Below are 24,423 nucleotides of genomic sequence, written 5' to 3'. Positions count from 1 at the left end.
GGCGATCATTCGAGCACCTTTTCCTTTCCTTCTTAAGATAGGATAGATTGTCAGAAAATAAATCAAATTCGTCCCATTTTTGAAAAAAAGAATGCCAGCCCCACGGTTATCATCGGGACTGGCATTGTGATTGGTCGTTGTGGACGGATATTTACCGGAATTTTACGGTGTAGGAACCGTCCTTGTCCGCTTGACGGCCTTTCAGGACAAGGCGGTATACGGCATCGCCCCAGACGCGGGTCAATGCCTTGTCCGTCAACGAAACCTTCTCGACGGAAGCCTCCAGCTGCGAAGGATCGTAAGTCATGGTCACCTTGCGGCCTTCCTTGTCCAAAACCACTTTTCCCGGTATCGACAGATCGGGCTCCGCCCAAGTCATGTAATGAAGACTGGGAGCCGTCACGGTTTCTTCCAGAGAAAAGGTATCCGTCACATCCAACCCGTCTTTACCTAGGGTACATGTACGAATCCAGTTCTTTACCTTCGCTTCGGCAGGATAAGCCCCGGCAATATCTGTCGAAAAAGTCTTACGACCGACATCACATGCAGTCTTGGAGGCGCGGTATTTTCCCCCCGGATTCTGGGAAACTCCATTGATTGCCGGCAGGTTGTGGTAATCGCTCTGCATCGTCCAGATGGAATAACGCTCGTTGCTGAAGGTCTGGCGCGTATAAGTACCTACGCCGACATCAATGATGACGGGCATGTTCCGCACATAGAGGGAGAAGGTGCCTACATCATTGTGGTTGTGGCTTTCTCCATTGTTGCCTCCTTTCGTTGCAACGAAGAATCCATTCCCCTTGTCATAGAGGTAGCAGAATTCCGTCTCCGGGTACCAGGACACATCGTTGCGGACTATAGACGGCTCCTCTGCCATCAACTCTTTGTGAGAAGCAAACCACTCCAGCGTCCGGAACATGTCCATACCCCGTGGAGCTCCGGCTTTCTTGCCGGCTTTCCCCATGAGGGATGCCGCGTACCCCGTCATCACCGGACTATTCACTGCCTTTCCGTATCTGTACACCAAGTCGGGGTCTCCGCCTCCCTTTGCCGAAGCATCGGCAAAATTGACAACCCAGCCGTCACCGACATAGGAATCGGCAAGGTATTCCCCCATGCGACGTACCAGGGGCTTATCGAACAATTTGACCTTGCCCTGGGTTGCCATGGAAATAAGTGTCAGATAATCATACAATTTCCCGGCTGCATGGGTCCAGTAGGACGGACCTTCTTCACAAGCTCCATCGCCTTTGACATAATTCATAAAGCAATCCACCGACAACATTGTCCGGCGTACTCCTTCGCACATTTCGGCAGGATCATCGCTCATCAATAGCATCGTCTGAAGCACGTTGGTATTGCACCATGGATTCCAGTTATTGACAAAACAACCTTTGGGGCGGTTCAGGGCGCTCCAATGGTAAGAACGGGTTAAATAGGGTTCAATCGTCCGTTTGTAGAGTTCACGTTTCAATCTGGACGCCAGGAGGGGATGGATTTTATCCAACTCATCCTTCAAGAAATAGTGAGTCCAGGAGAGAATGGAGGAGATTTCCCCCGATGTCAGGTCAATGATCTGCTCCTGGTCATCCGGCAGGGGACGGTGATTCTTCTGTGCCGTCAGGTGGGCGGAGAGAGACCACGCTGTCATTTCGCTAAAATAAAAAACTCCGTTGGCGATCTGGTTCATGAATCGTCCCTTGCCTTCGGCCAGTTCCGCCAGTACAAGATCCTTCAAGGCGTTGCAATTGGCCGCATGAGGACGCTGCATCACCTCGCGGTTGCCGCTGCGTTCAAACTCGAGGTAGTCCGTCGCTTTGATCACCTGCCACGGATAATCAAGCATTTTCTCCCCACGCCGGATTAATTCCTCGCGGCTGTCACCCATTAATTTTTCCCAGCCGCTGCGGTCAGCGTAGGCGGGATAGGGTACCCAGGAACGATCCGTTTTCAATATTTCCCTGAGACCGGAGGCATCAACCGAACGTTCCAAATACGCACGTTCCTCATAACCGGATGCTGTCATTACAGAGTACGAACCAGTCAAAAAACAAATTCCAATTAAAAGAGCTTTCATCATTCAGAATACGTCGTCTCGAAGGCAAAAAAATCATCCAACTGAATTTTTTTATATTTTGTACATCTTGTCCAAAAAACAAGATGATACATGAAAGGATGCCCGCGGCACTTTCGTAATTTTACCATGTCTTTGATTGCTCACTTCTTATCCCGCTATTCCTGTCGAATCGCGTGCCTCCTCTCTTTCTTGGGGATATCGGCTTCCGGAACACAATCGCCAGGAGTTTCCCCATCCATTCCACGCTATGACCGCTTCCGGGAGATTTCCCCTACATGCATCAAGCCCGAAGGATGGCTGAAAGAATATCTCGTCCGCCAGCAAAAAGGCCTAACCAGCCATCCGAAAGAACATGGATTCCCGTTTAACACTCAACTCTGGGAAGGTGAAATTAACAATAAAAGCAACAGCTGGTGGCCCTACGAGCAAACTGCCTACTATCTGGACGGAATGGTGAGACTGGGGCTTTTGTTGAATGACCAGGCCAAAATCGACACGTTCAAACGTAACATCCAGTGGGTGGTGACACATCCTAACTCCAGGGGACTGATCGGTACAAGCCTCAGGAAAAACGAATCCCTCTGGCCCAATGGCGTCTTCTTCAAGGCCGTCATCCCCTACTACATGGCAACGGGCGACAAGCAAATCGTCGATGCGTTCCATAAGCATTTCTCCCTGACGACGGCCAAGGATATCGGTCTGGGATTCCGCAACGCAACCAACATAGAAGGACTGTTGAAAACTTATGAATGGACTGGCGATACCGCACTGAAGGACAAAGCCGTCGATGCCTACAAGATCTTCAACACCCAACCGGCTACCGAAGAACGCCTTACCATGACCGCCACAGCTGGAAACAACAAAATCGTCATGCATGGCGTTACCTTCAGCGAGGAACTGAAACTCCCCGCCATCCTCTATATTTATACCGGTGACCCCTCCTATCTCCAGGCTGCCGAAAACGCCATACGCGTTCTGGAACGCGATCACATGGGCCCCAGCGGAGTCCCGTCCAGCACGGAATATCTATCCACCCGCGATCCTTCCCAACCCCATGAAACCTGCGTCAGTTCCGACTTCACGTGGACTCTCGGCTACTTCCTCATGGCAACCGGCAATGCCAAATACGCCGACATGATCGAAAAAGCCTGTTTCAATGCCGGTCCTGGAGCTGTTTCCAAGGATTTCACCAACCTTCAATACATGTCCGGCGACAACCAGTTCATCGCCACCGACAATTCCACACACTCCAAGTTTCACCGGGGTACACGCTGGATGAGTTACAGTCCCCACCATGAACCGGCATGTTGTCCCGGCAATGTCCACAGGCTGATGCCCAACTTCGCTTCCCGCATGTGGATGACCGATTCCGACGGTATTCTCACCGCCGTCCTGTATGGTCCCTCCACGATCTCCGGCCCTCTCGGCCAAAGCGGACGGACGGTCACTGTTCATGAAAAAACGGACTACCCCTTCTCGGACACCGTTGAGTTCAAATTCGAAACGGATGAACAAACGACCGTTCCCTTCCGTTTCCGCATCCCGGCCTGGTGTGCCAGCCCGGAAATAGCCGTCAACGGACAAACCGTCACAGGCGACTTCCGCTCCGGCTCCTTTGCCCAGCTGAACCGTACCTTCAAGAATGGAGATGTCGTCACTCTGCGATTCCCCATGCCCCTGCACCTCAATCGCTATCAAAATTCTCTAAGTCTGGAGCGCGGTCCCCTGCTCTATTCCTACGCCATTCCTGAGCAAGTCGACATCAACTCCAGAGAAACCGGCAATTCTCAGTTCCCTACTCTCTCATTGAAAGCGGCCGCTCCATGGAATTACGCTCTCGCTCTGGATGAATCGAACTTCCGTGAACGCGTCCGGGTTCTTCCCAAAAAGAATGATGCCTACCCCTTTGACGGAGGGGACGGGGCTCCCGCCCTTCAGGTGCCCGTCCAGCGCATCCCCGGCTGGAAATTGGAAGGAAACCGCTTCACCCCGTTGATCCCCATCGCCTATACGACGGACGGCAAGGAAGAAACAATCACCCTCACCCCCTACGGAGCTACACGGCTGCGTCTGACTCACTTCCCCGAATGCGTCAACCGGACACTCCTGCCCGTCTCGGACTGGCAGCTTTCCCCCGCCTATCCGTACGACATCCGCAAACCGATCCAAGACCAAATTTACTCACCGGAAACCGGAGAAACGACAAGCTGGAAAGATATCGCACCGGAACCCTCCGGACTGGTCAACATGGATCGCCTCCTGGGGGGCAACGGCAAACTGGCCTACGCCCGCGCTTCCATCAAGTCAGACAGCGAAGGTTCCGCCTACCTCGCCGTCAACGCCAAAGATGCATGCGAAATATGGTTCAACGGCAGGAAAATCCACACCATCCAACAACCGAATGATGTCGAATATCAAGGGGCGGACCTTATTCCCGTCACTCTTAAAAAGGGAAATAACACCGTTCTGTTAAAAGCCGGACGCTTCGGTCGGGTTGGCCAATATCCCGATGGATGGGGGATCAAACTTCAATGTGTCCGTTAAAAATCGGTGACATTCAGGCATTACATAACGCCGGGATCTTGTGTAATTTGCAGGAAGTGATATTTTCATTTGAGTAACTTTGGAACAAGCGTTGCTTCTTTCCTCAAGACTCCCATGAACACGATCACTTCATTCCTGCTCTCAACGGGGCTATGCTGCCTTGCGGCATGGACTGGCATAGCCGCCGACACATCCCCGGAATATCCCGCCAACGGTGCCAACTACCGCCTGTATCCCGATGCGGCTCCCCCCCTCGTCCCCAAACCACAGGAATTAACCTGGCGGGGCAAAGCCATCCCACTGTCAGCCGTCCGTATCGACCTTCCCCCGGCCACCGGTACCGATGACAAATCCCGGCAGAAATTGATCGAGGGGGAATTAACATCATTCCTTCGCAAACACAACGTTACCGTCACCCCGGAGGCCTCCTTTCGCATCACCTTCGTCCGGGAAAAAACATGGTCCGATAAACTACGGGAGCATATGAGATCCCCTGAAATAGCGGAAGAAGCCTACCATGTCCAGGCTACGGAACAAGGGATCTCCATCAGGGCCACCCATGTCCGAGGGTTCTTTTACGGCATGAAAACCCTGGAACAGCTCATCATCCGGCGCAATGGAAAAACAACCCTGGCTCTTTGTTCCATCTCCGACTGGCCGGACTTCCCCATCCGCGGGTTTACCAACGATGTAGGGCGCAATTTCATGCCCGTTCCCATGATCAAGCGAGTCATCGACTCCATGGCCGACATGAAGCTCAACGTATACCACTTCCACTTCACGGAAAATGAAGGGTGGAGACTGGAAAGCAAATTGTTTCCCCAACTAAACGACCCAAAAAACTTCACTCGCCGACCCGGAGAATTCTATTCCCAAGACGACTTCCGCGATCTGGTCAATTACTGCCGCCAACGCAACATCACGCTCGTTCCGGAAATGGACATGCCGGGCCACTCGCGTTGTTTCCGCAAAGCCATGGGTATCGAATCCATGAACGATCCCCGTGCCACAGAAACCCTCGGCAAACTTATCGAGGAAATGTACAACCTCGTACCCAAAGGCCATCTCCCCTACATCCATATCGGTACCGACGAAGCCAGGGAAAAGGAAACACACGTAGACGACAACACGCTCAAGCAATATTTTCAATTCGTCGAAAAGCTGGGAGCCACCCCCATCCGTTGGCAACCCGGTCTCTCACCAAAAGGCTACAACGGAGCCGTCCAGCAACTCTGGTCCGGGCGCCAGGCCCGCGGAGCCTGGCCCACCAAAGGAGCCTCGTACATCGATTCCCTGGAAACCTACCTGAACCACATCGACCCATTCGAGGCAGCCATGACACTCTACTTTCGTCGGCCGTGCCCATTCCAGGAAGCCAACGGCCTGGGCATGTTCCTCTGTTCGTGGCCGGATCTTCCGATCGAAGATCCCCTGACCCAGGAATCCGTCTCTCCCATTTATTCCGGCATTGCCTTTGTCAGCGAACCTCTCTGGAACAACCCTCACCAGCCCGTTCAGGGTAACCCGAACTCTGACGAATACATGAAATACTTCTCCAACCTCCCCGTTCAGGGAGATCCATTGCTTCAGGGCTTCTCTGAATATGAAAACCGCATCCTCGCCATCCGGGACCGCTTTTTCACCAAACGCTACTTTCCCTATGTCCGGCAAGCCAACATTCCCTGGAAACTAATCGGTCCATTCCCCAACGAAGGAAAAACAGCCACCGTCTTCCCTCCCGAACAAATCATCAAAACCGGCAAAGCGGCATCTTCCTACTCTTTCCAGGGCAAAACCTACTCATGGGACCCGGAAACCTACTCGGGGGGTACTCTCATCTTCAAGCATTACTGTGACTTCCCCACGCTCTTCAACGGTGGCAAAATGGGAGCTTTCCCCCATAAAAACAGTACATGGTACGCCCTCACCTATATCTATTCCCCCAAAACGCAAAGCGTTCCCTTCTGGATCAGCGGCCAGACATGGGCGTCCTCCGACTGGCGAAACGGCCCCGTCAGCGTCCCTGGCAAATGGTTCCATTGCGACCCTCAATTCTGGGTCAACGGTCAGGAAATAGCTCCTCCCAAATGGCAAAAGCCCGGTAACAATGGAGCTGTGAAGGATGAAAACTACTACATCCGAAAACCCGTCGACATCCGTCTCAACAAGGGCTGGAATACCGTTCTTGTCAAAAGCCCCGTCAACAACTCGGCACGCCGGTGGATGTTCACTTTCGTTCCCATCCAGTGGAGCGATAAAACGGGCATCATCAAAGTTCGTGAATTTCCGGGATTGAAATTCTCCGTTAACCCATCCGCGCCAACCCGGTCATAAGTGCCCTTGCCGCATCCATTTTTTCTCAAAATCCATGTCTCTCCGCATTCCTCTCATTTGCGGCATTCTTGCCTGTTTGTTGGTAGCATGCAGTCCTTGCACCCGAGACATCCCCGGACCGTATAGCTTCGTCACCAGATCTGAATCCCTCGCTATCAGCAGTGCTTACACGGAAATGACATGGAAAGGAAAGGCCGACAACATCCGCCATGGACTGGATCCTGATGGCATCCGCATCGACACACCTGATGCCGTCTCACCCAATCCTCTCCGGGGTAGCTGGTGGCGCCCCGGTACCCTCTCCCGGGGAATGCCGTACAAATGGGGAGGCTTTGACACCCCCCGCCAATTTGCCGAACGACTGACCCAATCTGTTCCCTCCGGCAGCATTCCCACCGCTGCAGGAGACATGGGTACTGCTGACAAACAGAAAGCCGGAGACAATGCCGTCAGCCGCTTTGCCGCCGGCATTGATTGTTCCGGTTTCATCTCACGCTGCTGGAGACTGGACCGCCCTTATTCCACCCGGGAACTCCCCAAGCTCTGTAATCCCCTCTCCTCATGGGAAGAGCTGCAACCCGGCGACATCCTGATCATCCCCGGCCAACACGTTCTCATGTTTATTGCCTGGGACACCAAAGACCACTCCGGCTTCACAGCCCGCGAAGCCGGCCCCCTGCCCGTCTGGAAATGCGCCGAACACTCTCTCAATACCTCTTACCTCCAATCCCTCGGCTACCGCCCCATGCGATACCGCAACATGGTCAACACCAGCCCGTCCATCTAACCTATCCCAACGGTTTTCGCTGAACTCCCCCTCCAGTCACAGACAGGACACTCCCCTGTTTCCTTGTTGCCTATATGGAAGCCGTCTATTAACAGAAATTCATTTACAAAACCAGTTCATCGCCGGTACTGATGTAGCGAATCCTGTTGGGCATGAGGGAGCATAGAGATTCGTACGCCTCTTGGCCTGTGCAATGACAGGTATAGTATGTGGAAGGCCAGCGTGACAGTTGGACGGACAAATCCCGCAAGAGGGATATGTCGGCACTCTTGCCCGTCCGGGGGTTGTACAAATGGAAGCCTCCGATCACAGTTTTCGGGATAATGCCCGTTACACGCTCACATTGTTCCATGATATTGACAATACCGCCGTGAGAACAACCTGTCAAAAGCACATGGCTTCCACCGGATGAAATCAGAAGATTCTGTTCGTGAGGAAAATTGTCCCGTACATAACCTCCCTCCTCCCGGCGCACAAGCAGTGTAGCATTCGTTTCGGGGATCCATTCCTTCCTGCCACGGCCATCGGTAAAAAGCCTGAGTTCACCATCCAGCATGTAATCTCCACGGAGTTTAATCACGCGGGAATCGGCTTCCAGATTTTTATCAAGCCCGATGTAGGCATAACCTTGTTGTGTTCTGGAATAATGATCGCCGAACGCTTCTTCCTGAACATAAACGGGAGCGTTGTCATTGACTTCCAGAAAAGCACGGAGTCCACCTCCGTGATCGTAATGTCCATGGGAAAGGATTGCCACATCTACGGACGATAGATCAATTCCCAAACGCCTGGCATTTTCCAGAGCCCCTGTTCCGAGCCCCATGTCGAATAAAACTTTACGCGACTCGGTTTCCACATAGAAACTAAGACCAAATTCACACTGTAGTCCATCCCGGGTAGATGTATTCTCAATCAAACAGACAATTTTCATCGTTCCCCGCCGGTTTTGGTGTTGAGCTACCCTCTTTAGCTTCAGATTTTTTACCTAAAAAAACACCAACTCATAGAAAGCCAGTGTTTTAAAAAAAGAAATTGGTACCGGCTGTGGGACTCGAACCCACACTCTTTTGGAACTCGATTTTGAGTCGAGCGCGTCTACCATTCCGCCAAGCCGGCCTTGGAAGGTTTGCCACGTGAGTAAGCACGGATTGAGGCTTTTTGTCAAGTTGAAATGAATGAACCTGGTTGATTTAGACGACATGGGCTTCGTCCCAACTGATTTTCACAGAAATGAAAAAGCAGAGAGAGAGCCTTTGGCTGTAAGAAAATTCCGTCTTACACGAGTTGCCCCTTGACTCGAAGGCCATATTCGTAGTCCATCAGAACCAAGACATGACGATACCAGCTTTACTTGAAAAGAAATTGACGGATGCCTTGGTCACAGTTCTCGGCGACAAGATCCCCGCCGGCTTCCAACCGACCGTCACCGCAGCCGCCGACTTGCGTTTCGGAGACTACCAAAGCAATGCAGCCATGGTGCTCGCCAAACAGGCCCGCACGAATCCGCGCGCCCTGGCACAGCAGATTGTCGATGAAATCGGCAATCAGGATATCTGTACCACGGATATCGCCGGTCCGGGTTTCATCAATTTCAAAATTCGCCCCGAATTCTTCGCTTCCGGAGTTTTGGACATGTTGGCGGATGACCGCCTCGGTGTAGAAGCAACAGCTTCCCCAAAAACCATCGTCATTGACTTTTCGGCTCCCAATGTGGCCAAGCCCATGCACGTCGGCCATATCCGTTCGACAATTATAGGCGATTCCCTGGCTCGGATCTCCCGCTTTCTAGGTCACCAGGTCATCACCGACAATCACATCGGTGACTGGGGCACCCAGTTCGGCATGATCCTCTGGGGCTGGAAAAACATCCTCGACCAGCAGGCGCTGGAGGCCAATCCGATTGACGAACTCCTGCGCGTGTACAAGGACGTCAATGCCATGTGCAAGGAAAAGCCGGAACTCCTCGATGTCTGTAAAGCTGAACTCGTCAAACTGCAGAGCGGAGACCAAGAAAACCTGGATATCTGGCAACGTTGCGTTGCAGTATCCAAATCCGGCTTGGAAAAGATCTACAACAGGCTCGACATCCACTTCGATCACTGGCTGGGTGAAAGTTTCTACAACGATGCCCTCGCCCCTCTCGTCGACGATATGCTCGCATCGGGTATTGCCCGCGAGAGCGATGGCGCCATTTGCGTATTCGAGGAAGACGGTAAGGAACCATCAGCAGACAGCCCCTTCCTCGTCCGCGACAAGGATGACTGGCGACCCAATCCCTGTATTATCCGCAAAGCCGATGGCGGATTCCTCTACGCCACAACCGACCTCGCCACTCTGGACTACCGCATCAAAACATGGCACGCGGATTCTATCTGGTATGTTGTAGGAGCCCCGCAGGAATTGCACTTCCGCCAAATCTTCGATGTCCAGCGCCGCCGCGGCATGACCGGCGATTTCCGTCACATCGCATTCGGTTCCATCCTTGGGGATGACCGCCGTCCGTTCAAGACGCGCTCCGGCGATACGGTGTCCCTCCAGGACGTTCTGGACGAAGCCATCGAACGAGCCGGCAAAGTCATTGAAGAAAAGAGCCCGGACATGGTCGCTGAAGAAAAATCCCGCGTCTCGACCATCGTCGGTATCGGTGCTGTAAAATTTGCCGAACTTTCCCAGAACCGCATGACGGACTATGTATTCAACTGGGACAAGATGCTGGCCCTGCAGGGCGACACGGCTCCCTACCTCCAGAACTCCTATGTTCGGGTCCGTTCCATCTTCCGTAAACTGGACGGAGAAACGCTCGATTGGTCGATTCCGATAACCTTGACGGAGCCTGCGGAAATCCACCTGTCACGCATGCTGGTCAGATATGCGGAAGTAGTGCCGATGGTTCTGGACGACTGCCGTCCGAACATTCTAGCCGCCTACCTCTTCGATTTGGCTCGCGCCTTCCATTCATTCTATGAAGCCTGTCCGGTCCTCAAATCCGAAGGCGTCACCCGGCACTCTCGCCTGGCTTTGTGCGAGCTGACGGCCCGTGTTCTCCAACATGGATTGGGACTCCTCGGCATTCAGGTACCGGATCGTATGTAACAAACGCCATGATCTCCTTCCTTCGCCCCTTGCTGCCATTGTTCTGCGCGGTGCTCCCCATCTGCCCGGGATGGGCGGAGCAGGAAACACCCCAGCCCCCGGGAGCGGCCAACCTCACAGGGGGCAACATGGGAGTTCCGGCTGCGCCCGCCCCGGGAGAATGGGCTACATATCCTTGCGGAGGGTTGACAATGCTCGTCGCAACCTCATCCTCGGAGGCACAGCGTCATGTTCTCAATGGCATTGCCTGTCTCCTGACATTCTGGGATGACGCCGCCTACCGGGAATTCAGGAAAGCCATCAAACTGGATCCTTCGTGCATGATGGCCCAATGGGGACTGGCGCTTAGTTGCATTACTCCCCATCACGAGCACGAAGCCCGGAAGGAACAGGCATTGCAGAACATCAGGCTTCAGCTGGAATTGGGACAATTGCCTTCCCGTGAATTGGAATACGGGAGAGCCCTCGTAACCTTGTTGAAAAACGGTTCTCCGGATGCCGCCAAGGTTTTTCTGGATATTGCAGACAATTGGAAACGCGACCCATGGGCGCCTCTCTTCGCCGCCATGATGTTGCGCGACGGTTTCACCGACAAAGGTTCCCCCAAGCCCGGGCAGGAACAGGCTCAAACCCTGCTGGATGCCTATCTGACCGCTCACCCATCCACTCCGGCGGCCTGGTTCATGAAAGCCCTTTTACAGGAAACAAACCCCACCATGGGAGAGGATGCCCTGCAGGCAGTACAAAAAGCTCTGGAACTAGTACCCGGCTATCCGCCAGCTCTTCACCTTCTGGGACATATCCAGTTTCGCCGGGGGGACTACAAAGCCTCTGAAGATTCTTTTGCCCGTGCGGCAGATGCTTATACCTTGTGGCAAAATGAAGAGAAACTTTCACCAGCGGACAATGAAGGACTGTTCCGTTCACTAGCCTACAAGGCAATGGCCCGCTTCTGCCGGGGAGATGAAAACGGAGCCATCCGGGAAGCAGCCAAACTCGCCTCCCGCCCCGTCGACACATCCCGTCCCCGTGCAACAGGGTCGCTCATGCAGCTTTGGGAAACCCGCACGCTGCCCATGCGCCTGGCTCTCTCACGATATCCCTGGAAGGGATCCCGGGAAATCGAATCCGTCACACCCCAAACCCTGGACATAAATCCACCTTCTCTCAGCGACGGCATCACAGCAGCCTGTATCCAGGTTGCCCAAGGAAAAACAGCTCTCGTCAACGGTAACAAAAAGGATCTTTCATCCAGATTGGCCAACTTGGAAAAAATTTGTACCACCCTTGTCCAAAGCGGCCCCAAAGCCGATGAAGAAGGCGCCGTTTCTCACTGGGTACGCAGTCTGGAATTAAATGACCGCCTCGGATTGGAATGCAAAGCCCTTCTCTACACGGATTCCGCCCCCATCTGGCTCCAATCCGACGTGGAACAGCAACGATTCTCCTCCCTCCTCATGCCCCCTGTCCTGCCCTATCCGGCCGAATTGCGGCTCGCCCAATGGCACGCCCGTAAACGGGACTGGGTCTCTTGCAAAAATTCCTGTAAGGAAGGCCTCCGGCGTTTTCCCAACCATGCCGCTTTATTGGCTCTCCTGCAAAAAGCAGAGCAAGCAGCAGTAAACCCTGAACAAGTTCTCCCCTCATCATCCTCCCGCCCCGGTAAAAAAACCGGAAAAACAAAATCCTCTTCATCCTCCAGACGAACGTCCACACCATCATCCAAATAGCCATGCAACAAGATCCCCATCCTTTCCTCAACCCGGATTTCCAAGTCCGGTGGTCGCAACTCAAGCCAGAATGCGTCAAACCGGACATCACTCTCGCCATGGAACAAGCCGCCCGGAACATTAAGTCCATTTGCAGCCAGCCCCTTGACCGTCTCACCTACGAATCCACCTTCGGCGCCTTGGAACAGGCCACAGATGCCCTCAATCTTGGCTGGGGACGCCTCATGCACCTGGACTCCGTCATGGATAACCCGGCGCAAAGAGAAGCCATAGCCGACATGTTGCCCGAAGTGTCACGCTTCTCCGCATCCATCCCCCTCAATCCCGCTCTCTGGAACGTCCTGAAAAAAGCAGCCGAATGCCCATGGGTCGAACAACTCTCCCCGACGAAAAAACGCTTCATCGAAGAAACTCTGGCCGACTTCCGTGAAAGCGGAGCCGATCTCCCCGAAGAAGACAAAAACCGCTTTGCCGAAATCCAGGCGGAACTCACCCAGCTCACCAAAAAATTCGCGGAAAACGTGCTGGACTCCACCAACGCCTGGGAACTCATCGTCACCGATGAGGCCGAACTTGCCGGACTTCCGGACTCTGCCCGCGAAGCCGCCCGGCTCGATGCCCTTTCCAAAGGACACGGTACGGAAGAGTCCCCGGCCTGGCGCTTCACCCAGCAATTCACCTCAATGAGCCCCGTCCTCCAATTCGCGGAATCCGATAAGCTGCGACGCCGGCTCTGGGAAGGCTCCACGACAATCGGTACCGGAGAATACGACAATTCCCGACTCATCGACCGCATCCTCCGCCTGCGTCAGGAAAAAGTCGCCATGCTCGGCTTCAACACTTTTGCCGACTACACCACCTCGCGCCGCATGGCCGGATCCGGAGACAATGCCCTCAACTTCATCAACCACCTGCACGATGAAGTCAAGCCCTGTTTCATCCAGGACATGAGCGAACTCCTCGCCTACAGAAACGCTAAAACCGGTGAACAGGCAGACAAACTCAGCCCTTGGGAAACATCGTACTGGGCGGAAAAACGCCGACAGGAACTCTACGCCTTCAACGAAGAAGATCTCCGTCCCTACTACTCTGTCGACAAAGTCATGCAGGGCATGTTTGCCATATACTCCCTCCTCTACGGTATCGAAGTCATCCAGAAACCCACCGTCTGCCTTGAGGGCCGTGAACGCACCCCCGAAGAACAAGACGCCGTGGAAGTATGGCACCCCGAAGTACTCTTCTACGAAATTCGCGACACCGAGACAGGAGAACACCTCGGTTCGTTCTATGCCGACTGGCATCCTCGCGACTCCAAACGCGGGGGCGCCTGGATGAACTGCCTCAGCTACGGGCTGCCCCCCATGGACGGCCAGCCCCGCATCCCTCACCTCGGCCTCATGATCGGTAACATGACCAAGCCCGTCGGCGACAAACCCGCCCTGCTGGCCCATCGGGAAGTAGAAACTATCTTTCACGAATTCGGGCACCTGCTCCATCAGCTCCTCAGCGATGTGGAAGTCAAATCCCTCTCCGGTACCAACGTCGCCTGGGATTTCGTCGAACTTCCCTCCCAAATCAACGAAAACTGGTGCTGGGAAAAAGAATCCGTCAACATGTACGCCTCCCACTACCAGAGCGGCGAAGACATCCCCGACGAACTTTTCGCAAAAATGCGCGCCGCCCGCAATTACATGAGCGCCACAGCTTTCATGCGCCAGCTTACCTTCGGCAAGCTCGACCTTGAACTCCACGTCCATACCGACCGTTACCTGGGCCGCAACATTGAAGAAGTAGACGATGAAATCCTCAGCGACTACCGCGTTCCCATGACAGCTAAAGGCAACTCCGTCGCCCGGCGCCTTACCCACATCTTTGCAGACCCAACCGGATACGCCGCCGGGTACTACTCCTACAAGTGGGCGGAAGTTCTAGAAGCCGATGCCTTCTCCCGCTTCCTCAAGGAAGGTGTCCTCAACAAGCAAACAGGCCGGGATTTCCGCCGCTGCATCCTTTCCAAAGGCAACAGCAAACCAGCCGCCGAACTCTACCGCGACTTCATGGGACGCGACCCCGACGCCGAAGCCCTCCTCATCAAAAGCGGCATCCATCAGGCTTGAACCCCCTTCAGCTTCATTTCAACACTTTAACAAACAATTACTCACTCCACACCATGACCTCTCCACACAGGCTCAGCCTTGCCGGCATCGGCTGCGGCGCACGTACCCGCACCTATACAAAACTGGCAATGGAAACCCCCGAACGCTACAAAATCAACGCAGCGGCCGACCCCGTCCGCGAACGCACCGAAGCCGTCCGCAGCTACGCCCCCGCGGACGAACAGGTTTCCGTCCGTCTCTTTGAAAACGCCGAAGCCCTCCTGGCCGAACCCAAACTCGCCGACGTCGCCATCATCGGCACCCAGGACAACTACCACTATATCCCTTGCCAAAAAGCCCTTCGCCTCGGTTACGACATCCTGCTCGAAAAACCCATCGCCCAAACCCTGAGGGAAGCCCTCCAGCTCCGCGATCTGGCAGAAGAACTCAACCGCCGCGTCCTCGTCTGTCACGTCCTGCGCTACACCCCGTTCTATAACACCATCCGCGACATCATCACCAGCGGAGAACTCGGCGACATCATCACATTCAACGCCAACGAAGGAGTCGGAGCCTGGCACTTCGCCCACTCCTTCACGCGCGGACACTGGGGTAACAGCAATACCTCCACTCCCATGATCGTCGCCAAATGCTGCCATGACATGGACATCCTCTACTGGCTCTTCGGCCGCAAATGCGAATCCATCGCCAGCTTCGGAGAACTCACCTTCTTCCGCAAGGAAACCCTCCGAAGCCCGCGTCCCGAACGCTGTGTCGATTGGACCACCCCCGTCGGCGAAGATCCCTGGGACGCCCGCAAATACGCCACCGACGCCGAAGCCCGCCGCTGGCTCCGGATGGTCTACGACCGAGCCGACGAAGCCACCGAAGAAGAAATCTACGAATGGCTCCGCACCAGTCCCTGGGGCCGCGACTACCTCCAGTGCGACAACAACCAACCGGACCACCAGGTCGGCATCATGCGCTTCGAAGGCGGCATGACCGGTACATTCACCATGACCGCTTTCGAACAAGGCCGCCACATTGAAATCTACGGCACCAAGGGCAAACTCCGCGCAGGTGTCTTTTACAAAAACAACGGACCTGGAGAAATCACCGTCCAGGATCACTTCGGAGGTCCCGTCCGCGTCATTGAAGTCCCGGAAGCCGACGGAGGTTACGCCGGCCACGGAGGTGGCGACTGGGGACTCGTCAACGAACTGTACGACGACATGGTCAATGTCCCCACCCCGGCCGACATGAAAACCTCCATCACCCAGTCCGCCCACTCCCACGTCATGGCCTTCGCCATGGAACACGCACGCCTAACCGGACAAGTCATCAATGTCGCAGATTTTGAACGGCTCGTCCTCGAAGGAACACTGCAATACTAACACAATCAACACCTTAAATAGAAAGCTCCACTCGCATCCCCGTACGTGGGGCTTTCTCGTTCATCCCGCATCCTCCATTCTCATCCATGATCGAAAAAAACGAAGGAAAATACTTGCCAAACATACTCCCTCGTGGTTAACTCCTCACGTCTTACCAACTAAAAGCGCACGTGGCGGAATGGTAGACGCGCTAGATTCAGGTTCTAGTGGGGGCAACCCTGTGAAGGTTCGAGTCCTTTCGTGCGTACCAAATAACCCTCTTTAAGTGAAATACTTGAAGAGGGTTTCTTGTTGTCGGGGATGAGAAGTCAAAAATCTTATTTTTTGACGAACTGGGGGACATTCAGGGGACATGCTTATTGTCGAAAAACATTGTAAAATAAGAAGAAACCGCTCGTTCTTCTAGATGGAAATCTACACTAATTTGTGTCTGTCTACAATGTAATGACGAAGAACCCGATTTCTTGGGTTACCGGGGGATATTCAATTACCTTTGCCCCATGTCCTCACATCGTACGTAGCCCTCTCATGGCGCACGATATCTGATTCAGCAGCAAACTGGTACTCCCCTTGCAGAACAGGATTGGCGGCCACTCCCATAATCAGGGAGACATCGGAATCATACAGCCTGACGATTCCCTGCTTGGTGCGTAAAAATGGATTACGCTTCCTGTCCCTGAAGTAAAGATTGCCGTCATACACTTCGAATATGCGGTGCATGAGCTCCACGTTAGTCGAAACAAAAACATCACCCTCGTAATAACCACCCTGATATTGATCCGTCGAGGGAATCTCAGGAGGGGCACTAGTGAAGGGAATGTCCGTTGCGACTGCGGATTCATTCCTGTGATTCTGCGCGACGCACACGCGCCCCATCAGAATAGCCTGGACAACGTACTCGTCGCCGGCATGCGGCTCCTTGAGGAGCTCGATAATTTGGTTTATTTTATCCATGTTCATTTGTACTTTGGAACCAGGTACGCACTCGTGCCGGGTATTATCCTCAATAAAGTGAGGGTTCAATCTTGTTACTTTAGGCATATTTTCTCCTAAATTTTTTGCTTTCGGCGATAGCCTCAGTCAGTTTTTTCTGAAACTCCCTGTCTACGGCGTCTGCTGCTGTTACCAGAGATTGCACCATCTTCCCGTCCGGGCGAAGAGCAGTCAGAGGTTTGTTTGGCCTTGGATACTCGAAAGTACTGTAAAGCCATGCTGCGTACATTGCCATCATGGGCGCATACTCAATCGGTCTGGATTCGCTGCGAATAATCAGATCCTCATTACGTGCCTTATACACACTGTTAATACGGACTGGAAATACGAGACGGACTTCCGGAGGAATGACAGAAACCACCTCCATCCCGGAAAACGTTTCCTCCCGGTACGTCACCTTGTAATCCTCGAACCAGTGTTGTTGATCCGTGATAATCTCCTTGAGTCGCCTCGCAGAAGGATAGAGTTCATCTTTTCCACTTATAGGGAAAGTCACTGTCTTCCTCTGCCTCCATACCTTCTTGCCCTTCGCGGTTCCCGGGAAAATCTGTACGAATTTTCCTGTATCCTCGACAGGCTTGCCGGTTCCTTTCATACACAGCACAGGTCCTCGCATAGTAAACCTCCACGCCAGCTTACCGATACCGCTTCTGATCTGGCTGCAATTCTCGTAGTAGGGAACCTTCCTTCCGATACTTGCCATAATCCTTTGAAGCGCATCGACGCTTCTGTCGCTGGCCGGGGCATAGGGGCAACACAGAATCTCGTCAGGAGACTCAGCAAAAAACCTCTCTACTTCTTCCAGCTTTCCCTGCATGGCCGGAGAGAATTTCGGCTGCCCCAGCATCACTTTGATGTACGCCTGGTCCCGTTGAATCCGGGAGCCAAGGATAGCTCTTGCGGTGTGCTCATCGCAGTTGTAGCGGTACTTGATTCGTGCCATTATTTGGTCAATTATATCCATAAGTCGTTGAGAAACATGAAGTTTGTGGCTTAGGGGCCATTTTTATGGGTATTTTATACCCTGAGTAACACCCTGCTAAACAGAAAACCATTGAGTATCAATGATCGCGCTTTTTCAAAGCGCAAAAAATCGTCTTCGTAACTCGTTCTTAATCATGGTGTTAGCGTTTGCTATTATTGTGAGACAAGGAGTTACAAAGAAATATTTAAGAAAAGTTAACTACCAGGTAAGGGTCAAATTTGACCCACATAATAAGTATGATTCGTTCCGAATCACCTACGGAAAGCTCCCTCGCGTGAGCTTTCCGTAGGGAAAATAGACGCGCTCCTTCGTCGCGCTATCACACCGTTTGGGCTGCCGCCGGCTGCGCTCCGCGCCGCGCCCCTTCGGGTCGCGCCTCGGAGCTGGCCCGGCGTCATCCAACTTTGCTCGGACTTCGTCCTCGCCCTCGTACGTTGCTAAGAGGATCGGCCCCTCACGCAAACCTCGCGGTCAGGGCTTCCACTCCCATACACCCGGTGCTCACCCATGCGACACGCATACGCGCACACGAGGGACAGAATCGGAAGCAATTCCGCAAACCCGGCGAGAATGGCCCCAGGATGCCCGAGAAAGGGCGTTCAGGGGCTGAGAGGTGTAATCTTGCGTCCCGGAAGGTAAACGGCCCTTGTAGGGCCATTCTGGGGCTAAAAAGAATCGAGGCTCCCGGAGACTGTTTCCCCGGGAGCCTCAATATGGCCGTTTGGTTGGCAGCATAAGAGCCAATACGTTTCAATCCACGTCCCCGGATTATCGAGGACGACAATGTTTCCTGCAGGATACCGGGCAAGACGCCACTCGGCGTCATGATGGACTATGCTAATAGACGAATTGGTATCCTGCAGAAAGCTGAACTGTACACCCGGAACCTAAAGGGCGGGAAGTAGTCGAGAACCATACCATGGGTCCCGGGCGTACAGAAATTATTTATCTCCTGCGAGGCAGAATCCGTTTCCGATCCACTCGAAGAAGTTAGGGCGGTAAAGGTTATTTTCCTTGGCGTATTCATCGTCCATACCCCAGGTCCAGGCAGTAGCCATTGTTGCTCCTATCAGAAGCAGTACGACCATGCGTTTATTCCTTTTCGTTATCAGCAACGCACTTCTTCTTCAGAAGAAGTGCGTGAGGAAAGTTTGCCTGTGCGGTTTTATTCCGGGAGGAATGTTTCGCACGCGTACTCTTTTGAAGACACTGCCGCACCCCGAAAAATCCCCGTAACTCACAAACAAACAACAGACTAATCATAAAGCATTCACGCAGAATGCCCCTCATTATCCTGTTGTGCTTTTGTGAAATCTTCGTTACGATTACCCCTGTTTTATCAAGGGATTTTACATCGAACCGTAACACAACCCGTAACGTGTGGCTATGACAACCTGGGAGGCTCATACAGCCCCGCTTTTCGAAACTGCTTGATCATCTCCTTGTCCTGGTACTCGCTGATCCATTCCAGAATAACATCCTTGATTGTCTCTGGCGAATACGCCTTATACTCGTACCTGTACTTGTCCAGGCTGGGAGAGAACATGTACTTGCAGAAGTAGCCCCAGACATATCCGGGCTCTACATTACCCTCAATACGTATTCATCATTTGGGGCTGGAAACTGGAATCTCCGTACAGCAGCTAAAAAACAGCTCAACTTTATGATGAAGGCGAGCTGCTGAATGGACAGGTTCATTTACATTTGCCTTCCAATGCCCTGACAATAGCCTGGGCTCCCCGTTTATACACGGTCACGGCCAACAGCTCTCCGTCGCGAAAGACGGCCCAGAAGCGAGAGCCTTTGTACTTCTCAATCGTCAGCATCAGGCAACTCCTCCTTTCCGGGATGATGGCGGGACTCGAGCAGATGTCTCAGTACGGCCCCGATATTGGCTTCGTACATGTCCCTTGTATATTTATTACGGGCGACGGCATACAGGCAACGGACATCAAGAATGTCGATGCCTTCACCGCAGAGCCGGATGCAGCTTTCGAGTGCATCCAGTTCCGTCTCCGGAATCGGCGAATCCAGCAGGATACTTTCGTCTTCGTCCAGAGACTTCTGCTGTCCTTCCGTCAGTTCAGGGAGATTCACCAGAACGGACCGTATGGAGAAATCCCAGTCTTCTACTGAGCTTCCGGTTTGAGTGCCTTTCCTGCATCCAGCCAAGTCCCCCAGTGCCACCATCCTTCCAGAACTCCGTAACGATGTCGCTCCAGCCACCAGCGGCAGAAGCATATCTGTCCGGCCATGGCAGCACAACCGATTGCAAAGCTGACCAGATATCCGCAATAAGGGGCCAGCCCTAACGCGTACGGGAAGAAAATCAGGGAGCCTATTATGGACTGGGAGACGTAGTTGGTGAGACTCATGCGCCCATAAGTCAGCAATGGAACCGTCACTTTCCTGAAATATTCCAGCCTGTACAGCAAAACGAACCCGGCTACCCATACTCCGGTAAAGCAGACATTGTGCCACATGGTGAAGACAGTGTGCACCGGAGCAGGTAAATCCGGAAGAGACATCACCACATAAAATGCCACGGTCCCAACCAGGGAAAAAAGCATTCCCCGGGTCCAGAACATGGCGTTTCGGTCATTCTGTAAAAAGAAATCCTGCCGTCCCAGTACGAATCCCAGAAGAAACAATCCCGGAGCCTGCATCAGACGTCCTGCCTCAATACCCCAGGCCAGGCTGGCCCATTGTCCCACCGTCAGGTTTTCCCAGGCCATCAACCAGAAATTGCCCGTATCCACGGCCGTTTTCAGGGAAGCGTATGACTCCGCAACAGCCAGGGAGGGGGGCGCCCAGCCCGGATTCATCCATTGCATCACCGCATAGGCCCACTCCAGAGGCTGGGCCAGGAAGAACACGGATAATACCACCAGCCTGGAAGTCTTCAACCGGCGACAAGGCACTAGGAGCAGCCCCGCGACGGCGAAGGTCAGCAGCACGTCACCGCCTGGAAAAAACACCGCATTCATACAGGCAAACACTGCCAGCAGGCACATGCGCCAGACAAACCTGCCCGCAAAATCCCGCCCCTTCCGGGCCTGATTGCGGTACTGAATGGCAAAAGTAAACCCGAACAGCAAGGCGAAAATTGTATAAGACTTTCCAGCAAACAGGAAGAAAAAGACCTCCTTGAACTGCTGGTTGGCCGCCTCCATTACTGAAGAGGAAGCCACGGGATAGGAATTATAGATGAAATGCTCCAAGAAGTGCAACAGCATAATTGCCATCACGGCAAAACCGCGCAGAGCATCCACCACATAAATACGTTTGCTGTCGGGAGAGAGTAAGGAATTCATTGCTGTAACCAGAGGTAGTACGATACGAGGAACACTTTTGTTTCAACAAAAAACCACGTATATACAACGAAAGAACTGTTCAAGTAAAGATTTTCACTTGCGAGTCATTGTCCAGTCCTGAAATAGTGTTACAAAAACAGAAGATGAATGAAGACTTTACCTATCCTACGGAATGAAACTGCCGGAATGAATGCATGAGCAACACCATATTACGAAACTATCGAATCAAAACCCTTGGCAAGCCGCAACTTGCCAAGGGTTGAAAGCGAAGTTAAATCTCACTCCTAACCTTGTAACGTTTTTTAGAAGGTCACATCTCCGCTCGTGGAGCGCAGTTGCGCGATGATGGGAATCGTCTTCATGTCTCGTTCCTTTCCTGTCAGAGTTACTTGCAGAAGAAGGCGATGACGCCCATGATCAACAGCACGGCGAGCAGATACGGAGCCACGGCCTCCATGGCCGACAGGATGCCGACGACAACCGGCCCCAGCAGACACAGCATAACGAGCGTCACCAGAGCAATGAGGAGGTCTTTCATGTTCATGGCTATGCTGATGCGTGAGCTCTTGTCCGGGATGATCGACGAGTCGGAACGGCAGAGGACACCCATTGTTTAAGTGCCTGCCGTCCGGCATAGGTAATCAGCCAGCAGTCGGACCGAAGCAGGAATTCTTCTTCCTTTGTGCGGATGATGAATTCCTTCCCTGCCAGACCACGGACGGCATGCCTGACGCTTTCTTGTTCGATTTCATGGCATTCCAGCATGATCTCCTCGTCACTGCGTTCAAAGTCGCCGTGAAGGTACAGGAGAATGGACAGTTCCAGCCCGGTCAGGGACAGAGTCCGTCCCATACGTTTCACCCTGAGATGATGTTTTCTTCTCATGATTGTCTCAGGTCAGTTGTTCAGGGTGTAGCTGTCGGCCAGATCCCAGAGTTCCCGGTTCAGGTGTGTATTGCCGTCAATGCCGTTGAGTGCCCGCAGGGAACGGCGGCGATAGACGCCGTCCTTCTGAGGCTTCAAGGGAACGCCTCCCCGAATCAGGTTTTCCTGAACCCGGTTGAAGCACTGCCAGACGGTAGCCGGACCTCCCGCCGTAAAGCCGATGTCGTTCCAGCGCCGGGGAGATAGAAGAGCTTCGGGACGTATCCTGTCTTCGTAGTCGTCTCCCATACGCAACTGTGCCGCTTCATGAACGAAGTCCACCTGACGCCTGTAGGGGAGTTCCACTCCCTGCATCCGGTGAATGTCATCCATGATCCGGGGCGTTTCAGAGGCCAACTGAAGACTGGCTGCAATCACATCCTCTCCGGTATGTCCCATGTGACGGATGTTGATAGCGGCAATACGCGCCCCGACAATCAGACCGTTGGTACACACCAGCCGGAAGATCCCGGCCATGAGCTGGTAGGAGCAGCTGCCGTTGTGGCTGTTGATCATGACCACTTCGATGCGCTGGTCACGGTGGTGTTCCAGCACATCCCGGTGGGCGAAGCGAATCAGGTGCTTGCGAGTGGGAGTGCCGTCCGGTTTCCGGGTACGTTGTTCCTGAGCACCGACGACGAGGAACCCGGCTTCTTCCATCTGGTCGAGCAGGGAGTCGGAGGAGACGAAACGGTACTTCTCCGAACGGCTGTCGTCCTCGCGGTCGGCGAAGACGGAGGGAGCGACACGCCGGATCTGGTTTTTGTCCAGCGGGCTGTTGTCGCGATTGCGATAGAGTTCGTGGGTGGATGTGTGAGTATTCATGTTCATTGATGATTGGTTTGTTGCAACAAAAAGCCCGCCTCCCGGAACAAAGCCGGGAGGCGGGCAAAGGCAGGAAGCAGAGAAACTGCTTCCTCAGGAATATATGACGTGAGAAGAGAGTGATTTTCAGGATGTCAGCAACTCTTTGTAAATATATGAATGCAATGATACATATTTTATATGTACAAGAGCATATCCGTGTGTATAATACTGTTATGAGTATGTGGGAACCTTGGCAAAAAATCTGGATCAGGCTGTTCCATGAGTCCCTTCAGATAGAACTTGTTGATGGAGCAAAGCTGCCTTTGTCCCTCATCAAGCGTTTCCAATATGCCTACGCTTCTTGCCGGGGTAATAGGTTTTTGGCCGCTATGGACATGGATGTTGCAACGCCCAATCTTTACAGGCAGTACCTTCAACAGTTGGAAACTCTTTTCAAGCTTCCTGTTGTTTTTTTCCTGACCCGGACCCCGTCTTACCAGCGTAGCCGTATGATCAAGGCTAATGTCCCGTTCATGACCATGGACGGGTACGCGTATATGCCGCAGTTTTACATTCACTTAAAGACATGGGAACAGCATAAGGGAATTGAAAAGGAGCCTCGTGAATTTCTCTCTCCCGTGGCTCAAGTTCTTGTGTTACGTCATATTCTTTTCCATGATATTCACGACCAGAATCTGCGACAAATAGGTTCCAGATTACCTTATTCGGCCATGTCGCTCAGTAATGCCAAAAATGAACTCGTTACCCATGGTCTGTGTCATTACGACGGGGTAGCCACCAGGGGGCGCTTCAATATGAATCTTCCTGTCAATGTCTTGTGGGAAAAGGTACTTCCCTTGCTGAGAAGCCCTGTTCAAAAACAACTTCACGTTCGTTTGCTTCCATTTCAGAGACGATTGCCTTTGGCGGGAGAGTCGGCGTTGAGCAGGCAGACTCTCCTTGTTGACGGAAACATCCCTACATATGCTGTAGGCAAACAGTCGATTCGGGAACTCTTTCTTCCCGGAGATCATCCGGAATCCGAACACGAGGAGGCTCAGGCCATCATCCAGCAATGGATGTATCCACCGGAAATACTCATGCAGCCGGGTAGCAAGTGGGTGGATCCTCTTTCGCTTTACCTTTCCCTTCGGGATTCATCGGACGATCGCGTCATTCAGGAACTCAATAAACTGCCCCTCTCATGCTTTGAAAAATAGAACATTTCTGCCACTACTTCGCCGAGTACAGTAATGCCTATGCGCTCATCGGAGGCACGGCATGTACAGCATGGTACTCCGATCATATTCCTTCCTTTCGAGGGACGGAGGATTTGGACATTGTC

At 53.1% G+C, this 24,423-nt stretch carries 19 protein-coding genes and 2 tRNA genes; 9 read left to right on the top strand and 12 right to left on the bottom strand.

The genetic code is table 11. The features are described from left to right. Positions 1 to 151: 151 nt before the first annotated feature. Positions 152 to 2,026 carry a heparinase II/III family protein gene (locus QET93_RS03795; protein WP_280132048.1) on the bottom strand — a complete coding sequence of 625 codons (1,875 nt, stop codon included), beginning with the start codon at positions 2,024 to 2,026 and terminating at the stop codon, positions 152 to 154. A gap of 177 nt (positions 2,027 to 2,203) precedes the next feature. On the opposite strand from QET93_RS03795, the gene QET93_RS03790 reads away from it, so the two are divergent. The 3 genes from QET93_RS03790 (at position 2,204) to QET93_RS03780 (ending at position 7,742) form a co-directional block, all read left to right on the top strand. Next, the gene (locus QET93_RS03790; RefSeq protein WP_280132049.1) at positions 2,204 to 4,621 is read left to right on the top strand and encodes a beta-L-arabinofuranosidase domain-containing protein; all 2,418 of its coding nucleotides are present in this window, start codon (positions 2,204 to 2,206) and stop codon (positions 4,619 to 4,621) included. Between the two features lie 114 nt (positions 4,622 to 4,735). Next, complete coding sequence (locus tag QET93_RS03785; protein ID WP_280132050.1) at positions 4,736 to 6,955, top strand: family 20 glycosylhydrolase; 2,220 nt, start codon at positions 4,736 to 4,738, stop codon at positions 6,953 to 6,955. A 34-nt stretch (positions 6,956 to 6,989) separates the two neighbouring features. Further along, on the top strand, positions 6,990 to 7,742 hold the full coding sequence (locus tag QET93_RS03780; RefSeq protein WP_280132051.1) for a hypothetical protein: 753 nt from the start codon (positions 6,990 to 6,992) through the stop codon (positions 7,740 to 7,742). A 103-nt stretch (positions 7,743 to 7,845) separates the two neighbouring features. Here the strand turns inward: QET93_RS03780 and QET93_RS03775 are convergent, their stop codons facing one another. Beyond that, complete coding sequence (locus tag QET93_RS03775) at positions 7,846 to 8,673, bottom strand: MBL fold metallo-hydrolase (protein ID WP_280132052.1); 828 nt, start codon at positions 8,671 to 8,673, stop codon at positions 7,846 to 7,848. A gap of 102 nt (positions 8,674 to 8,775) precedes the next feature. Beyond that, a tRNA-Leu gene (locus tag QET93_RS03770) sits at positions 8,776 to 8,858 on the bottom strand. Positions 8,859 to 9,074: 216 nt separating this feature from the next. Between QET93_RS03770 and argS the strand changes: the two genes are divergently transcribed. The 5 genes from argS to QET93_RS03745 all read left to right on the top strand — a co-directional run bounded on the left by argS (position 9,075) and on the right by QET93_RS03745 (position 16,305). Beyond that, positions 9,075 to 10,835: an arginine--tRNA ligase gene (gene argS / locus QET93_RS03765; protein WP_280132053.1), complete on the top strand. Its 1,761-nt coding sequence runs from the start codon at positions 9,075 to 9,077 to the stop codon at positions 10,833 to 10,835. A gap of 8 nt (positions 10,836 to 10,843) precedes the next feature. Then, positions 10,844 to 12,565, top strand: a complete 1,722-nt coding sequence (locus QET93_RS03760) for a tetratricopeptide repeat protein (protein WP_280132054.1) — start codon at positions 10,844 to 10,846, stop codon at positions 12,563 to 12,565. 2 nt (positions 12,566 to 12,567) lie between these two features. Then, complete coding sequence (locus QET93_RS03755; protein WP_280132055.1) at positions 12,568 to 14,682, top strand: M3 family metallopeptidase; 2,115 nt, start codon at positions 12,568 to 12,570, stop codon at positions 14,680 to 14,682. Positions 14,683 to 14,735: 53 nt separating this feature from the next. Then, positions 14,736 to 16,055, top strand: coding sequence for a Gfo/Idh/MocA family oxidoreductase (locus QET93_RS03750; protein WP_280132056.1), 1,320 nt, complete (start codon positions 14,736 to 14,738; stop codon positions 16,053 to 16,055). Between the two features lie 164 nt (positions 16,056 to 16,219). Further along, positions 16,220 to 16,305 (top strand) — tRNA-Leu (locus QET93_RS03745). Positions 16,306 to 16,538: 233 nt separating this feature from the next. Here the strand turns inward: QET93_RS03745 and QET93_RS03740 are convergent. The 9 genes from QET93_RS03740 to QET93_RS03700 all read right to left on the bottom strand — a co-directional run bounded on the left by QET93_RS03740 (position 16,539) and on the right by QET93_RS03700 (position 23,096). After that, on the bottom strand, positions 16,539 to 17,009 hold the full coding sequence (locus tag QET93_RS03740) for a hypothetical protein (protein WP_280132057.1): 471 nt from the start codon (positions 17,007 to 17,009) through the stop codon (positions 16,539 to 16,541). 79 nt (positions 17,010 to 17,088) lie between these two features. Then, entirely contained in the window at positions 17,089 to 17,991 is a 903-nt protein-coding gene (locus QET93_RS03735) for a hypothetical protein (RefSeq protein WP_280132058.1), read from the bottom strand. A 983-nt stretch (positions 17,992 to 18,974) separates the two neighbouring features. Continuing rightward, the gene (locus QET93_RS03730; protein ID WP_280132059.1) at positions 18,975 to 19,121 is read right to left on the bottom strand and encodes a hypothetical protein; all 147 of its coding nucleotides are present in this window, start codon (positions 19,119 to 19,121) and stop codon (positions 18,975 to 18,977) included. A 606-nt stretch (positions 19,122 to 19,727) separates the two neighbouring features. Then, positions 19,728 to 19,859 (bottom strand): hypothetical protein, encoded by a 132-nt coding sequence (locus QET93_RS03725; RefSeq protein ID WP_280132061.1) that lies wholly within the window; start codon positions 19,857 to 19,859, stop codon positions 19,728 to 19,730. Further along, on the bottom strand, positions 19,846 to 20,130 hold the full coding sequence (locus QET93_RS03720) for a hypothetical protein (protein WP_280132062.1): 285 nt from the start codon (positions 20,128 to 20,130) through the stop codon (positions 19,846 to 19,848). Before QET93_RS03720 ends, QET93_RS03725 begins: the two co-directional genes overlap by 14 nt. 32 nt (positions 20,131 to 20,162) lie before the next feature. Continuing rightward, positions 20,163 to 21,347: a DUF418 domain-containing protein gene (locus QET93_RS03715; RefSeq protein WP_280132063.1), complete on the bottom strand. Its 1,185-nt coding sequence runs from the start codon at positions 21,345 to 21,347 to the stop codon at positions 20,163 to 20,165. Positions 21,348 to 21,732: 385 nt separating this feature from the next. Then, positions 21,733 to 21,885 carry a hypothetical protein gene (locus QET93_RS03710; protein ID WP_322190112.1) on the bottom strand — a complete coding sequence of 51 codons (153 nt, stop codon included), beginning with the start codon at positions 21,883 to 21,885 and terminating at the stop codon, positions 21,733 to 21,735. 8 nt (positions 21,886 to 21,893) lie between these two features. Beyond that, entirely contained in the window at positions 21,894 to 22,199 is a 306-nt protein-coding gene (locus QET93_RS03705; RefSeq protein ID WP_322190111.1) for a hypothetical protein, read from the bottom strand. Between the two features lie 45 nt (positions 22,200 to 22,244). Further along, positions 22,245 to 23,096 (bottom strand): DUF932 domain-containing protein, encoded by an 852-nt coding sequence (locus QET93_RS03700; protein ID WP_280132066.1) that lies wholly within the window; start codon positions 23,094 to 23,096, stop codon positions 22,245 to 22,247. A 215-nt stretch (positions 23,097 to 23,311) separates the two neighbouring features. Between QET93_RS03700 and QET93_RS03695 the strand changes: the two genes are divergently transcribed. Continuing rightward, positions 23,312 to 24,298 (top strand): hypothetical protein, encoded by a 987-nt coding sequence (locus tag QET93_RS03695; RefSeq protein ID WP_280132067.1) that lies wholly within the window; start codon positions 23,312 to 23,314, stop codon positions 24,296 to 24,298. The last annotated feature ends 125 nt before the right edge of the window (positions 24,299 to 24,423 follow it).

Origin of the sequence: Akkermansia sp. N21116, assembly GCF_029854705.2 — a bacterium.
In the GTDB taxonomy this organism is placed as follows: Bacteria; Verrucomicrobiota; Verrucomicrobiia; order Verrucomicrobiales; family Akkermansiaceae; genus Akkermansia.
Note: the sequence above shows the minus strand (reverse complement) of the source record. Positions and strands in the feature narration are given on the sequence as shown.